This is a genomic window from Streptomyces taklimakanensis, from assembly GCF_009709575.1.
GTDB classification, from domain to species: Bacteria; Actinomycetota; Actinomycetes; order Streptomycetales; family Streptomycetaceae; genus Streptomyces; species Streptomyces taklimakanensis.
On sequence record NZ_WIXO01000001.1, the window covers coordinates 442,322 to 456,670 of the forward strand.

Annotated in this window: 10 protein-coding genes; 8 read left to right on the top strand and 2 right to left on the bottom strand. The window is 73.1% G+C overall.

Annotation, left to right across the window (positions count from 1 at the left end; all coding sequences use genetic code 11):
- Window positions 1–272 precede the first annotated feature (272 nt).
- Both F0L17_RS01905 and F0L17_RS01910 read left to right on the top strand, forming a co-directional pair.
- Entirely contained in the window at window positions 273–2,516 is a 2,244-nt protein-coding gene (locus tag F0L17_RS01905) for a DUF4139 domain-containing protein (RefSeq protein ID WP_155069513.1), read from the top strand.
- Window positions 2,513–4,177 (top strand): DUF4139 domain-containing protein, encoded by a 1,665-nt coding sequence (locus F0L17_RS01910; protein ID WP_155069515.1) that lies wholly within the window; start codon window positions 2,513–2,515, stop codon window positions 4,175–4,177. Before F0L17_RS01905 ends, F0L17_RS01910 begins: the two co-directional genes overlap by 4 nt.
- An 81-nt stretch (window positions 4,178–4,258) precedes the next feature.
- Here the strand turns inward: F0L17_RS01910 and F0L17_RS01915 are convergent, their stop codons facing one another.
- Window positions 4,259–4,765: a GNAT family N-acetyltransferase gene (locus tag F0L17_RS01915; protein WP_155069517.1), complete on the bottom strand. Its 507-nt coding sequence runs from the start codon at window positions 4,763–4,765 to the stop codon at window positions 4,259–4,261.
- Between the two features lie 274 nt (window positions 4,766–5,039).
- Between F0L17_RS01915 and F0L17_RS01920 the strand changes: the two genes are divergently transcribed.
- Window positions 5,040–5,309 (top strand): Thoeris anti-defense Tad2 family protein, encoded by a 270-nt coding sequence (locus tag F0L17_RS01920; RefSeq protein ID WP_155069519.1) that lies wholly within the window; start codon window positions 5,040–5,042, stop codon window positions 5,307–5,309.
- A 17-nt stretch (window positions 5,310–5,326) separates the two neighbouring features.
- On the opposite strand, the gene F0L17_RS01925 is transcribed toward F0L17_RS01920, so the two are convergent.
- The gene (locus F0L17_RS01925) at window positions 5,327–6,412 is read right to left on the bottom strand and encodes a LacI family DNA-binding transcriptional regulator (RefSeq protein WP_420802367.1); all 1,086 of its coding nucleotides are present in this window, start codon (window positions 6,410–6,412) and stop codon (window positions 5,327–5,329) included.
- Window positions 6,413–6,626: 214 nt separating this feature from the next.
- On the opposite strand from F0L17_RS01925, the gene F0L17_RS01930 reads away from it, so the two are divergent.
- From F0L17_RS01930 to F0L17_RS01950, 5 genes are all read left to right on the top strand, one after another.
- Window positions 6,627–7,544 (top strand): carbohydrate ABC transporter permease, encoded by a 918-nt coding sequence (locus tag F0L17_RS01930; RefSeq protein WP_155069521.1) that lies wholly within the window; start codon window positions 6,627–6,629, stop codon window positions 7,542–7,544.
- A gap of 6 nt (window positions 7,545–7,550) precedes the next feature.
- Window positions 7,551–8,501, top strand: a complete 951-nt coding sequence (locus tag F0L17_RS01935; RefSeq protein WP_155069523.1) for a carbohydrate ABC transporter permease — start codon at window positions 7,551–7,553, stop codon at window positions 8,499–8,501.
- Window positions 8,502–8,623: 122 nt separating this feature from the next.
- Window positions 8,624–9,961 carry an ABC transporter substrate-binding protein gene (locus tag F0L17_RS01940; RefSeq protein ID WP_155069526.1) on the top strand — a complete coding sequence of 446 codons (1,338 nt, stop codon included), beginning with the start codon at window positions 8,624–8,626 and terminating at the stop codon, window positions 9,959–9,961.
- Window positions 9,962–10,040: 79 nt separating this feature from the next.
- Window positions 10,041–12,143 (top strand): beta-galactosidase, encoded by a 2,103-nt coding sequence (locus F0L17_RS01945; RefSeq protein ID WP_155069529.1) that lies wholly within the window; start codon window positions 10,041–10,043, stop codon window positions 12,141–12,143.
- 131 nt (window positions 12,144–12,274) lie between these two features.
- Window positions 12,275–14,332: an RICIN domain-containing protein gene (locus F0L17_RS01950; protein WP_155069531.1), complete on the top strand. Its 2,058-nt coding sequence runs from the start codon at window positions 12,275–12,277 to the stop codon at window positions 14,330–14,332.
- Window positions 14,333–14,349 lie beyond the last annotated feature (17 nt).

Genomic DNA, 14,349 nt, shown 5'->3' on the forward strand with positions numbered 1-14,349 from the left:
CCGCCCCGCGGCCCGGACCCGTCTCGGAAGCCCGGGGACCGGGGGTGCGCCACGCCTCGTGGTTCCGAGTGACTGCGGGCGGGTGGGGCACGGCTCCCGATGGGCCGACGTCCGGATCCTCCGCCCGGACGAGGCGCGCGTTCGGAGAGCCGAGGCGTCGGTGTGTTCGGGGCTCCCCGGCGTCGGGGCGGAGTTTTCCACAGGCCGGTCCGGCTCCCCGGTCCGGTGGATATGGTGCGGTCACCTGGCGGACGAGCGGGTGAGGGGGAGACATGGCGGCAGAGTCGGCCGCGACGGGCGGCGAGGGAGCCGTACCGCGCGTGGAGTCCCGGCTGGAGTCCGTGGTGGTGCACCCGGTCGGGGCGGTGTGCGTGCGGCGGGCCCGCTGCGTCCTTCCACCGCTTTCACCGCCCTCCGCGGCGGGCACGGCCGTGCGGATCCTCGTCGAGGGGGTGCCGGTCACCGCGTACGGGAACTCGCTGCGCGGCCGGGTCGTCTCCGGGCCACCGGGGCTGCGGGTGACGGACACACGGCTGGAGAGAGCGGCCGTGCCCCGCCCCGACGGCGAACTGCCACGGCTGCGCCTGGAGTTGGAGGAGGCGGAGAATCGCAGGGAGGACCTGCGGGTGAGGCGGGACGGGATTCGGGCGGAGATCGCCGAGGTTGCGGGGCTGCGTGCCGTCCCGCCGCGACCTCGCCGCGGTGACCCGCCCCGTCGGGCGCCGGTGGAGTCCCTGCTGGCCCTGGCGGATTTCGTGGACGACAGGTTGGCCCTCCTCCACGAGCGGCTGCGGTCCGTGGAGGAGGAGGTGCGCGACGCCGAACACGAGGCCGACGTGCTCGCGGTCCGGTCGCGGGACGCGTCGAGCGCGCTGTCCACCGGGCGGACTCGGGAGTCGGTCACCACCGTGCTCACGCTGGACGGGGGCGGCGACGGGAACGGCCCGGACGGTGGTGTGAGCGGCGTGGAAGCCGAGTTCGAGATCGAGTACCACGTCCCGGGGGCGACGTGGTCGCCGGTCCACCACCTGAGGTTGGGCGGTGCGGATACCGCCCGCGACGGGACGCTGGTGCTGCGGGCCCACGTGGCACAGCGCACCGGCGAGGACTGGAGGGGCGTACGGCTGGCCCTGTCCACCGCCGATCTGTCGCGGTTCACCGGTGGTGCTCCCCGGTTGCGGTCGCTACGGATCGGACGCCGTCGGGAGGAGCCCGAGGCGCGCGGTTGGCGCGAGCCGCCGCCGGGCCTGGAGGAGCTGTTCTCCGGTTACGACGCCGCCGTGGCGCCGCGCCCCCACGCCCCGGCACCTCCCGTGGAGGCCGCGGTGAGCGCCGCGGCTGCGCCCGCCTCCCCGACGCCCGCCGCCACACCGCCCCGGACGGGAGGTGGCGTGCCGCCCGTCGCGATGCCCCTGGCCGGGACGCTCCCACACGCACCGGACGCCTCCACGGCCCCTTCCCCTGCCGCGGTCACCCCGGGGGCCGGGCGGGTGGGGCCCGGGGCGGAGCGCGGGTTCGCCGGGTACGGCGCCCCGAGGGCGACCGCCGCGTCGGGCGGCTCCGTTCTCCCCGAGGCCACTTCCCCGCCCCCGCCGGTCCCGAGTACCGGCATGCTCGACTACTCCCGGCTGGAACTGGCCGGGCCGGACGAGCCCGGACGGCGCGGGAGACTGCGGCCCGCGCCGGAGGTGACGGACGCGGACACCGCCGAACGGCGGCGGGCCGAGGCCGTCGCGCGGTGGGCCCCTCCCGCCCCCACGGTGCTCCCCATGGCGGACGTACGGCACTCGGCGGGCTCCTTCCACCGCCGCTACGACACGGCCGCACCGGTCGACGTGGTGGCGGACGGAGCCTGGCACACCGTCCCCGTGTGCGATGTGCCGGTGGAGACGGTGCCGGAGTACGTGTGCGTCCCCTCGGTGGACCGGACCGTGTACGGCACGGTGCTGCTGACGAACACCTCCCACCACGCGTTGCCGGCCGGCCCCGCCGACATCACCGTGGGCGGCGAGTTCCTCCTCACCGCGCCACTGCCCGCTCTCGCCCCCGGGGAGCGCCGCCGGGTCGGGATCGGCGCGGCGGAGAGCGTGCGGGTCGCACGGCGCGCACGCGTGCGCGAGTCCACGGCCGGGTTGCGCGGCGGGACGACGGTGCTCGACCACACCGTCGAGGTGGAGCTCGTCAATCACTTCCCGCACCGGGTGACGGTCGAGGTGCGCGAGCGTGTGCCGGTGAGCACCGAGAAGGAGGTGCGGATCGAGGAGCACCGGGCCACGCCGCCCTGGGCCGTGCCGAACGGCCCGTTCGACGGCGACGTCGGAGACGGTGGTGGGGACGGCGGGGACGGCAGCGTTGACGGTGGCGGGGACGGCGGCGGCCTGGTGCGTGGGGCCAGGGTCTGGCGGGTGGAGCTGGATCCGGGGCGCACCACCGTCCTCAGGGGTGGGTACGAGATCCGGATACCGGGCGGCAAGGCATTGATCGGCGGGAACCACCGGGAGCGGGAGGCACCATGACCGAGACCACATCGTCGACCGCCTCCGCCGGATCGGGCGCGGCCCGGGAGCCCGTTCCCCTGCCCGTCACCGCCGTGACGTGTATGGAGGATCGTGCCCGGGTCGAGCGGAAAGCGTCGGTGGAGCTGGCCGCGGGGGTCCGGCGACTGCTCGTCGGGCCGGTGACACCGTTGGCCGTGGATCGTTCCCTGCACGCGGAGTTCACCGGTACCGGCCCCGGGGCCGCCGGCGCGCGGGTCGTCGACGCCCGCGTGGTGCGCACGTACACACCCCCGCGACCGGACGGGCCCGACGAGGAGGCCTCCGCCCTCCGCCACAGGGTGCACGCCCTGGAGGCGGAGGCGCGGGACACGGACCTGCTGCGACAGAGGTCGGAGAACCGGCTCGCGATCGTCGGCCAGGCCCGGGCCGAGGTGTACCGCGACGTCGTCGAGAGCGCCGGGGCGGGTGACGCCGACCCCGGGCGCTGGGCGGACCGGCTGCGGAGGATCGACGCGGAGATCATGGGGCGCGACGGGGAGCTGCGCCTGCTGCTGCGCCGCGTGCGCCGTCTGGAGGAGGAGCTGGAAGAGGCCCGTGAGGCCCTGCGTCGCACCGAGGAGGAACCGGAGCGGCTGACGGCCGCCGTGGAGGTGGTCGTCGAGGCCGACCACGCCGGACCCGCCGTGCTGCGCGTGGTCCACCTGGTGCCCTGCGCCCTGTGGCGGCCGGCCTACCGGGCGACACTGGCCGGGGACGAGCGGTCGGTGCGGTTGGAGTCCGACGCGGTGGTGTGGCAGCGCACCGGGGAGGACTGGAGCGGGGTACGGCTGGCGCTGTCCACCGCCCGGCCGACGCTCGCCGCGAACCCCCCGGCCCTGACCGAGGACGTGCTCGTCCTGCGCGACCGCACGGCCGAGGAGCGGCGCACGGTCGAGGTCGATCTGCGCGAGGAGGAGGTCCGCACGGTCGATGGTCGACGGCCGGCCGGCTCGGAGCCGGAGGGGCCCGACGTCGGTCCGGCGGAGCTGCCCGGTCCGGCCGACGGCGGCGAGGTGCGGGTGATGGCCGCTCAGCGGCCCGTCACCGTGGTCTCCGACGGGCGTCCTCACCGGGTGCCCCTGTCCTCCTTCACCACGCCGTGCCGCACCGAGTCGATCTGCGCTCCCGAGGTGTCGCCCCTGGTGACGCGGGTGGCTCGGCTGACCAACGAGGCCGGGCACGTCCTGCTGGCCGGACCGGTGGACCTGGTGCGCGGCAGCGGGTTCGTCGGACGCGGCGAGCTGCCGTTCGTCGGCCTCGGCGAGGAGTTCCGGCCGGCCTTCGGCAGCGAGGACACCTACCGGGTGGCCCGCCACGTCGAGGAGGAGCGCGGCACCGCGGGGCCGGCCGGCATCGGTCGCCGCACGGTGATCAGGCGGACGGTTCGGCTGTTCGTCTCCCGGCTCGACTGGTCGCCGGACGGGGAGGCGACCGAGGTGGTGGTCCACGAACGCGTCCCGGTCTCCGAGATCTCCACCGTCGAGGTGCGGTTGTGTGGAGGGGCGTGTCGTCCGGAGCCCGACGAGGATGTCGACACCGAGGGCATGGTGCGGTACACGCTCCGTCTGGCGCCCGGCGAACGGCGCGAGATCACGCTGGCCTACGAGGTGGTGGCGGCGTCCGGGGTCGTCGGCCTGTAGCGTCCCGGCTCCCCCAGCGTTCCCCGTGGCGCGGTCGGCGGTGGGCACCCCGTGGCCCACCACGGCCCCGGCGCCGCGGTGTCACAGGGTCCGCCGCATGCAGATCCGAGGCCACCGGTCCAGGCCGTGTGCCGCTTCGCGTTCGCGGATCCTCCGCAGGCCGGGGGTGAGTTCGCCGTCGTCCAGGGGCCGGAAGCCACAGCGCGTGTAGTAGGGGGCGTTCCACGGGACCTCGGTGAACGTGGTGAGGGTCAGGGCGGGCGCCCGAACGCTCAGGGCGTGGCCGGCCAGGTGGTCCAGCAGGGACCGGCCGATGCCGCGGCGCGCACTGCCCGGGTGCACCGACACCTGCTCGACGTGCAGGTTGCCGTCGACGCGGTCGGCGATCAGATAGGCGACCGGGGCGTCGGCGTCATCGGCCGCGACCCAGGCCAGCCCGGCGTGGTGGTAGCGGGCGAGCTCGTCGAGCGGGAGCGGCTCGTCGTCGGCGATCTCCGGCATGTCGATGTCTCGGAAACACTGCCCGGCGGCCCTCTCGATGTCCTGGAGGAGGGGCAGCTCGTCCGGGTGCACGGCACGGATACGCATGACCGCATTGTCCATGGCCGGCCGGACGATGCCGGCGAACAAAGGATTCCGTGACCGCGACGGCCACCGCGAGCGGCGGGCCGTTCGGGAGGGGTCGGGGGCGTTCACGTGCGTCGGCGGGCTCGGCGGCCCACGGCGGGCATGACGTCGATCACTCACACCGGGTCGCGCTCGTTCCTCGCGCACACGGCCCGGACAGCCGGCAGCACTTCCCCTAGCACATGCGTCGGCTTCGCTTCAAGCCCCTCTCCACGGGACGGCTACGCTCGACGACATGGACTTCTCCGCAGCGTTGGAGTTACTGAGGGACGGTCGTCGCATGGCCCGCCGGAGCTGGATCCAACCCGGCAAGTACGTCTATCTGGAGCCGGAGTCGGCCTGTGTCTCGCCGGACGGGCGCAGCCGGAGGCTCGCCGCCCATCTGCGGTTCGTCACCGCGGACGGCACGGTGCAGGCCGGGGTGCAGCCGTCGCACGCCGGGCTGCTGGCGGACGACTGGTACGACGTCGACGCCGACACCGGGCCCGCCGGGGACGGCGACTGACTCCCCGCCGGCGCCGGTCACCGCTCCGGCGCCGGCGGTGGGGCCGTGGAATCCCGGACGACCAGACGCGTGGGGACCAGTGTGGTGCCCCGCTCGGCCGTCTCACCGCGGATCTGTCGCAGAACGCCGCGGACGCAACGCCGGCCGACCTCGGCGAAGTCCTGGTGGACGGTGGTCAGCGGCGGCACGAACGAGCCCGCCTCGGGAATGTCGTCGAAACCGATCACGCTGACCTGCTCCGGAACGGGCCTGCCCTTCTCGTGCAGGGCACGCAGCAGGCCGAGCGCCATCTGGTCGTTGGCGGCGAAGACGGCGGTACAGCCGGGCTCGTCCGCGAGTCGCAGTCCGGCGCGGTATCCGGACTCCGCCGACCAGTCACCCCGCACCGGTTCGGGGACCTCGCGTCCGACCTCCTCCAGGGTGGCGCGCCAGGCGGCGGCGCGCCGCTGTGCCGCGAACGACTCCTCGGGACCGGCCAGGTGCCACACGGTGCGGTGCCCGAGGTCCAGCAGGTGCCGTACGGCCGTGCGCGTGCCACCCGCCTGGTCGGTGTCGACGACGCTGTAGCGGTCGCCGGCGTCGGAGTCGGCCACCACCACCTGCACGTTGGGCGGGAGGGAGACCGTGGCGGCGTCCAGCAGGTGGACCTCCATGATCACGATGACGGCGTCCACCGCGAGTTCTCCCAGCCGGGTGAAGGCGCCGCGCACCTCGTCCCTGGTGGGTACGGCCACCGGCAGGAGCGTGACGGCGTAGCCCTCCTGCGCGGCCGAACCGGCGATGGCCTCCAGCGTGCGGACGTTGCCGGTGGTGGAGAGGTTGAAGAGGATGACGCCGATGGTGCGGAACTCGCCCCGTTTGAGGGCCCGTGCGGCGCTGTTGGGCCGGTAGCCGAGCTTCCGCATCGCGGCGAGCACCTGCTGCCGCGTCTCCTCGGTGACGCCCGGGTAGCCGTTGGAGACCCGGGAGACGGTCTGCGCGGACACCCCGGCCAGCCGGGCCACGTCCGCCATGGACGCGCCCCGTCTGCGGCGCGGCGGAACGGTTCCGTCCGGGATCGCCGGTCCGCCGTTCTCCCGCGTGGTGTCCGCGCTGCCCTCCATCGACGCTGCGTCCCCTCGTTCCGGAGCGGGCCCTCGCCGCACCCCTTGACCCTCGTACCGGTGCAGTGTAGATATCACGCCAACCGATGTTTGCGTAAACATCCTCTTCGATCGATCCGTCAGGGCGGTGATGTTTGCGCAAACATCCCGTCGAACGAGCCCGTCGACCGAACGCGGCCGGGGCACCCAGCGAGACGAGGGGCGAGAGACGACCATGACGACGCCACTGCCCGCGACGGCGGGCCCCGCGACATCGCGGCGCAGGCGCGGCGCCCGTACCTGGACCGGTTGGGGCTTCGTCGGCCCCTTCATGACCGTCTTCGGCCTGGTGTTCCTGGCTCCGATCGCCTACTCCCTCTACCTGAGCCTGTTCCGGGACCGGATGATCGGCGGCACCGTCTTCGTGGGCCTGGAGAACTACCAGCGGGCCCTGACGGATCCCAGATTCTGGGAAGGAGTCGGCCGAGTGGCGCTCTTCCTGGGCGTCCAGGTGCCGATCATGCTGGGCATCGCGCTGCTGGTGGCGCTGGCGATCGACAGCGGCCGGCTGTACGGCAGGGACTTCTTCCGAATGGCGGTCTTCCTGCCCTACGCCGTCCCCGCCGTGGTCGCCACCCTGATGTGGGGCTTCATGTACGGCACGCGCTTCGGACTGCTGGGCGACATCAACGACGCCCTGGGCGTCTCCCTGCCCGACCCCCTCTCTCCCGACCTCGTCCTGGCGGCCATCGGCAACATCGTGACCTGGGAGTTCACGGGTTACAACATGTTGATCCTCTACTCCGCGCTGCGGGTCGTGCCCCGCTCCCTGTACGAGGCCGCGGAGATCGACGGCGCCGGCCAACTCCGCGTCATCACCGCCATCAAGCTCCCCGCCCTCCGCGGTGCGCTGGTGATCGCGACCGTCTTCTCCATCATCGGCAGCTTCCAGCTCTTCAACGAGCCGAGCATCCTGCGGAACCTGGCGCCCAACGCCGTCACCACCGACTACACCCCCAACCTCTACACCTACTCGCTGTCCTTCTCCGGGCAGCAGCACAACTACGCGGCGACCGTCGCGGTCGTCATGGGCCTGATCACCATGGCCGTCGCCTACGCCGTGCAACTGCGCGGCATGCGGAAGGAGGCGTGAGACGCGATGAGCGCCCCGGCCCCCACCCTGTCCACCACGCGGTCCACTCCCGACGGCCGCGCCCGCTCCGCCGCGCGGCTGCGCGCACCGCGCCGCCGGCGCCACTCGGCGGACCGCCCGCGCCGCAGCGTGACGCTCACGCTCCTCACCGGCCTGGTGCTCCTCTACAGCCTGGTTCCGCTGGTGTGGCTGATCGTCAGCGCCACCAAGACCCAGGAGGGCCTGTTCGGCTCCTTCGGGCTCTGGTTCGACGGGGACTTCGCGCTGTGGGAGAACATCACCCGGACGCTGACCTACGACGGCGGCGTCTTCGTCCGCTGGCTGTTCAACACGCTCCTGTACGTCGTCCTGGGCGCGGGCGGCGCCACGTTCCTCGCCGTGCTGGGCGGCTACGGTCTGGCGAAGTTCGACTTCCCCGGCCGGCGCGCGGTCCTCGCCGTGGTGATCGGAGCCGTCGCGGTGCCGGGGACCGCCCTGGCCGTCCCGACCTTCCTGATGTTCAGCGGGCTGGGCCTGACCAACACCCCCTGGGCGGTGATCGTCCCCTCGCTGATCTCGCCCTTCGGCCTGTACCTGATGTGGGTCTTCACCAGCGAGGCGGTCCCCACCGAACTGCTGGAGGCCGCCCGCATCGACGGGGCGGGCGAGGCGCGCACCTTCTTCCGGGTCGCCCTGCCGCTGCTGGGGCCGGGCATCGTCACGGTCTCGCTGTTCACCATGGTCGCGACCTGGAACAACTACTTCCTGCCGCTGATCATGATCAAGGATCCCGACTGGTACCCGCTGACGCTGGGGCTGGACGCCTGGAACTCCCAGGCATCGACGGCCGGCGGTGAGGCGATCTTCGACCTGGTGATCACCGGATCGCTCCTCACCATCGTCCCGCTGATCGCCGCGTTCCTGCTGCTCCAGCGCTACTGGCAGTCGGGGCTGGCCGCCGGAAGCGTCAAGGAGTAGGCCACTTCGGCCGCCCGGCCCGCGCCCTCGTGCCCCCTCCCCCACTCCCGGCACCCCTGTCTTCCCTCCCCCGCCCCCCATCCGTCCCTTCCCTCCGCGTCCGACAACGAAGTGAGGACCCCATGACCAACACGACGCGCCGCCTGATGCGCGGTGTGGGACTGCTGTGCGCCGCCGTCCTCGGCACGACGGCGTGCGGAGGCTCCGGCGGCGACGACTCCGGCGGCGAGGTCTCCGCCTCCGACGTCCGCGCGGCCCTGGAGAAGGGCGGCTCGATCACCGTGTGGGCGTGGGAGCCCACGCTGGAACAGGTCGCCGCCGACTTCGAGGAGAAGTACCCGAAGGTCGACGTCGAACTGGTCAACGCCGGCACCGGCAACGACCACTACACCGCGCTGCAGAACGCGATGTCGGCCGGTTCCGGCGTGCCCGACGTCGCGCAGATCGAGTACTTCGCCCTGGGCCAGTTCGCGCTGACCGAGTCCGTCCACGACCTCGCCGCCTTCGGCGCGGACGAGTTCGACGGCACCTTCTCGCCCGGCCCGTGGAACGCCGTGCGGGCCTCCGGCGGCGTCCACGCGTTGCCCATGGACTCCGGTCCCATGGCGTTGTTCTACAACAAGGACGTCTTCGACGAGCACGGCGTCGAGGTGCCCACCACCTGGGACGAGTACGTGGACGCGGCACGCGCCCTGCACGAGGCCGACCCGGACGTGTACATCGCCAACGACACCGGAGACCCGGGCCTGGCCACCAGTCTCATCTGGCAGGCCGGCGGCCGCCCCTACCGGACCGACGGCACCGACGTGACGATCGACTTCACCGACGAGGGGACCACGGCGTACACCGGGACCTGGCAGAAGCTGCTCGACGAGGACCTCCTGGCCCCCGTCACCTCCTGGAGCGACGAGTGGTACCAGGGCCTGTCCGACGGCACCATCGCCACCCTGGCCGCCGGTGCCTGGATGCCCGCCAACTTCGAGTCCGGCGTGCCGAAGGGCTCCGGCTCCTGGCGCGTGGCACCGCTGCCGCAGTGGAAGGAGGGCGCCTCCGACAGCGCGGAGAACGGCGGCAGCGGGCTGGCTCTCCCCACGGCGGGCGAGAACAGGGAACTGGCCTACGCCTTCGCCCGGTACGCCACCACGGGCGACGGCGTGCGGGCCCGCGTCGACGCCGGGGCCTTCCCCGCGACCACCGAGGAGTTGGAGTCCGAGGAGTTCCTCGGCACCGAGTTCGACTACTTCGGCGGCCAGAAGGCCAACGAGATCTTCGCCGAGTCCTCCGCGAACGTCTCCGACGGCTGGAGCTACCTGCCCTACCAGGTCTACGCGAACTCCGTCTTCAACGACACCGTCGGCAAGGCCTACGTCTCCGACGAACCGCTGGCCGAAGGGCTGAAGGCGTGGCAGCGCTCCTGTGTCGAGTACGGCAGGGAGCAGGGCTTCACCGTCAACGAGTGACCTCCGCCGGCCTTCCTCCACGCCCCGGCCCGACCGCCCCGTCACCGTCCGGCACGATCCCTTTCCCGGAAGGAACACGATGACCCACACCCCCCTGCCCCCGATGCTGCGCCGCCCGGACGACGGCACCGCGCCGGGGTTCGCCTACGGCGCCGACTACAACCCCGACCAGTGGCCGCGCGAGGTGTGGGACGAGGACGTCCGGCTGATGCGCGAGGCGGGCGTCAACGTCGTCTCGCTGGCGATCTTCTCCTGGGCACGCATCCAACCGGCCGAGGACACCTGGGACTTCGGCTGGTTGGACGAGGTGATGGACCTCCTCCACGCGGGCGGCATCGCCGTGGACCTGGCCACCGCGACCGCCTCCCCTCCCCCGTGGCTCACCACCGCCCATCCCGAGGTGCTGCCGGTCACGCAGGCCGGCGAGACGGTGTGGCCCGGCGCCCGCCAGCACTGGCGGCCCACCTCGCCGGTCTTCCGCGAGTACGCGCTGCGCCTGGTGACCGCGCTGGCCGAGCGCTACCGCGACCACCCCGCGCTGGTGGCCTGGCACGTGAACAACGAGCTGGGCTGCCACAACGTCTACGACTACTCCGACGACGCCGCCCGTGCCTTCCGCGCCTGGCTGCGCTCGCGCTACGGCACCCTGGACGCCCTCAACCACGCCTGGGGAACGGCGTTCTGGTCGCAGCGGTACACCGACTGGGAACAGGTCCTGCCGCCCCGGCTGGCCGCCTCCCACCCCAACCCCACCCAGCAACTGGACTTCAAGCGCTTCTCCTCCGACGCGCTCAAGGAACACCTGCGCGCCGAGCGCGAGGTGCTGCGCCGCGTCACCCCCGAGGTGCCCGTCACGACCAACTTCATGATCACCGGCGAGTCCCGGGCCATGCACTACGCCGACTGGGCGGCGGAGGTGGATTTCGTCTCCAACGACCACTACGTGCGCCCCGGGCCGCAGGCGCTGGACGAGCTGTCGTTCTCGGCCAACCTGACCGGCAACATCGCGGGCGGACGTCCGTGGTTCCTCATGGAGCACTCCACCAGCGCCGTCAACTGGCAGCCGATCAACCGGGCCAAGCGCGACGGCGAACTGGCCCGCGACTCGCTGCTGCACGTCGCGCACGGCGCCGACGCGGTCTGCTTCTTCCAGTGGCGCCAGTCGGCGGCGGGGGCCGAGAAGTACCACTCGGCGATGGTGCCGCACGCCGGAGCCGACAGCGCCCTGTTCCGCGCGGTCACCGACCTGGGGCGCACACTGCGCGACCTCGCCCCGGTGGTGGGGTCGGACCGCTCCCCCGCACGGGCGGCGATCGTCTTCGACTGGCAGTCGTGGTGGGCCGTCGAGCAGGACTCCCACCCCACCCACCTGCTGCGTTACCGCCAGGAGGCGCTCGACTGGTACTCGGCGTTCCTCGCCCTGGGAGTGCGGGTCGACGTCGTCCCCCTGGGCACCGAGTTGGACCGCTACGACCTGGTGGTGGCGCCCGTGCTGCACATGGTGCCCGGCCGGCTGGCCAAGGAGCTGACCGGCTACGTCACCGGCGGCGGACACCTGGTGACCACCTACTTCTCCGGGATCGTCGACGAGAACGACCACGCCTGGCTCGGCGGCTACCCGGGACCGCTGCGCGACCTGCTCGGCATCCGCGTCGAGGAGTTCGACCCGCTGCCGGACGGCGAGTCCGTCGAGCTGGACGACGGCACCACCGGAACGCTGTGGACGGACCGCATCGCCGCCACCGGCCCCGACGTGGAGGTGCTCGCCTCCTACCGGACCGGCGAACAGGCCGGCCGGCCCGCGATCACCCGCCGCCGGGTGGGCGACGGCTCGGCCGCGTACGTGTCGACCCGGCTCGGCGCGGACGGTCTGACCGGCGTCCTGGCGCGGCTGCTCGACGCCGCGGGAGTGACCGGTGAGCTGCCGGAGCCGGCTCGCGGCCGGGTGGAGCTGACGGTGCGCGAGCGGGACGGCGAAGCGTACTGGTTCCTGGTCAACCGCACCGACGAGCCGGTGGAGCTGCCCGGCGTCACCGGCGAGGTGCTGGCGGCCCGCACGGCCGACGGCTGGGACCGCGAGGACGGTGGGGACGGTGGGGACGGTGGCGATGGTGGGGACGGCCTGCTCGTCCTCGCCCCGCGCGGCGTGGCCGTCCTGCGCCGAACCCCCGGCGCCCCCTGACGGAGCGAGGCGGGCGGTGGTCCGCCGCGCGGGCCGTGGGCCCCGCGCGGCGGACCCCGGCGGCGCGTGGGACGCGCCAAAACGCCGGACGCCCCGGTACATCCGCACGACCGACACGAGAGGACCGAAGGATGAAACCACCCGGCACGATCCGGCGCCTGACGGCCTTCCTGGGCGCCGGCGCCCTCACCGCGGGCGCGGTCCTGGCGGCCGGCCCCGCGCCCCGGGCCGAGGCACGTCCGGCGGCCGCGGCGCGAGCCGTCACGGTCACCCCCGACCCGTCCTACGCCCACCGGGCCTTCGAGGGCTGGGGCACCAGCCTGGTGTGGTTCGCCAACGCCACCGGCGACTACCCCGACGAGATCCGCGAGGAACTCGCCGAACTGGTCTTCGGCGACGACGGGCTGGCCCTGAACATCGCCCGCTACAACATCGGCGGGGGCAACGCCCCCGACGTGGCGGACTACCTGCGCGCCGGGGGCGCCGTGGAGGGCTGGTGGCGGGCTCCGGAGGGCACCACCCGCGAGGACGTCGACTGGTGGAGCGCCGACGACCCGGCCGACTGGAACCCCGACGCGGACCGCACCCAGCGCTGGTGGGTGGAGCGCGTCAAGGACGAGGTCGACCACTGGGAGGCGTTCGGCAACTCCCCGCCGTGGTTCATGACCGTCAGCGGGTACGTCTCCGGAGGCTTCGACCCGAACGCGGACCAGCTCAGGAGCGACTCCGTGGACGACTTCGCCGCCTACCTCGTGGGCGCGGTGGAGCGGCTGGAGGAGGCACACGGCATCGAGGTCGACACCCTCGACCCGTTCAACGAGCCCAACACCCCCTACTGGAGCACGCGCCTGGGCCCCGACGGCGAACCCGTCGGCGGACGTCAGGAGGGTGCGCACATGGGCCCCGAGCTCCAGCAGCGCGTCATCCGCGCGCTGGCGGAGGAGTTGGACGGCGCCGACACCGACGCCGTGATCTCCGCGATGGACGAGACCAACCCCACCACGTTCGCGCGCAACTGGGAGTCCTACCCGAGCGACGTGCGCGAGAAGGTCGCCCAGCTGAACGTCCACACCTACGGCACCGGCGGTCGCACCACCGTCCGCGATCTGGCCAAGGCGGCCGACAAGCCGCTGTGGATGAGCGAGGTGGAGGGCGGCTGGGGCGGCGGCCAGGACTTCGAGTCCATGGCGCCCGGCCTGGGCCTCGCCCGGCACATCGTCGACGACCTGCGCGAACTGGAGCCCAGCGCCTGGGTCTTCTGGCAGCCCGTCGAGGACTACGACAACATGAAGCCGGGCGGCGAGTCCCCCGAGGGCGGCAACTGGGGCAGCATCCAGATCCCCTTCGACTGCACCGCCGAGGACACCCTGGAGACCTGCCCGATCCGCACCAACACCAAGTTCGACACCGCCAGGAACTTCACCCACCACATCCGCCCAGGCGACCGGTTGGTGAAGGTCGACGACACCTCCAGCGTCGCGGCGGTCACGGACGGGGGCGCGACGGTCGTCCACGTCAACGACTCCGCCGAGCCGCGGACGGTCGCCCTCGACCTGTCGAAGTTCGGTCGCGTCGCGAAGGACGCCACGGTGACCCCGGTGGTGACCAGCGCCGACGGCGCGCTGGTGCGGCACGCCCCGGTCCGTGTCACCGACCGCCGGGCCGCGTACACCGTGCCGGCCGAGTCGGTGACCAGTTTCCTGGTCGAGGGCGTCTCGGGGGTGGCGAAGGACGCCGCGTCGATCCGCAAGGGGCACACCTACCGGCTGGGCGGCGTGCAGAGCGGAAAGGCCCTCACCGTCTCCGACGACGGGACCGGCGTGGTGATCCGCGCCGCGGAACCGGGCCGCGCCGACCAGCTGTGGCGGCTGGAGCCGGTTCCCGAGAGCCCGAAGGCCGGCGACAACCGCCGGCGCCACACGCTCACCAGCGCGGTGGACGGTCGGCGCCTGGCCGTTCGCGGCGGCTCGGTGGTGCTGGAGGACGAGCGGCGCCGTGACCCCGCCGCCCAGTGGATCGCGTCCACCACGGGTGACGGCTCCTGGACGCTGGTCAACGCCGCCGACGGCAGGCTGCTGGAGGTGGCCGGGCAGGCCACGCACGACGGCGCGGCGGTCTCGGTCTGGCGGCCGAACTCCGGGCCCAACCAGCGCTGGACCGTGGCGGACACGGCACGTCCGCGCGGCTGACCGCCGCCCCGCCCCGG

What these genes read in the sequence shown, in the direction of transcription:
- F0L17_RS01950 (WP_155069531.1), top strand. Translation starts at nt 12,275, where the DNA reads ATGAAACCACCCGGCACGATCCGGCGCCTGACGGCCTTCCTGGGCGCC.
- F0L17_RS01920 (WP_155069519.1), top strand. Translation starts at nt 5,040, where the DNA reads ATGGACTTCTCCGCAGCGTTGGAGTTACTGAGGGACGGTCGTCGCATG.
- F0L17_RS01915 (WP_155069517.1), bottom strand. Translation starts at nt 4,765, where the DNA reads ATGCGTATCCGTGCCGTGCACCCGGACGAGCTGCCCCTCCTCCAGGAC.
- F0L17_RS01930 (WP_155069521.1), top strand. Translation starts at nt 6,627, where the DNA reads ATGACGACGCCACTGCCCGCGACGGCGGGCCCCGCGACATCGCGGCGC.
- F0L17_RS01945 (WP_155069529.1), top strand. Translation starts at nt 10,041, where the DNA reads ATGACCCACACCCCCCTGCCCCCGATGCTGCGCCGCCCGGACGACGGC.
- F0L17_RS01910 (WP_155069515.1), top strand. Translation starts at nt 2,513, where the DNA reads ATGACCGAGACCACATCGTCGACCGCCTCCGCCGGATCGGGCGCGGCC.
- F0L17_RS01940 (WP_155069526.1), top strand. Translation starts at nt 8,624, where the DNA reads ATGACCAACACGACGCGCCGCCTGATGCGCGGTGTGGGACTGCTGTGC.
- F0L17_RS01935 (WP_155069523.1), top strand. Translation starts at nt 7,551, where the DNA reads ATGAGCGCCCCGGCCCCCACCCTGTCCACCACGCGGTCCACTCCCGAC.
- F0L17_RS01905 (WP_155069513.1), top strand. Translation starts at nt 273, where the DNA reads ATGGCGGCAGAGTCGGCCGCGACGGGCGGCGAGGGAGCCGTACCGCGC.
- F0L17_RS01925 (WP_420802367.1), bottom strand. Translation starts at nt 6,412, where the DNA reads ATGGAGGGCAGCGCGGACACCACGCGGGAGAACGGCGGACCGGCGATC.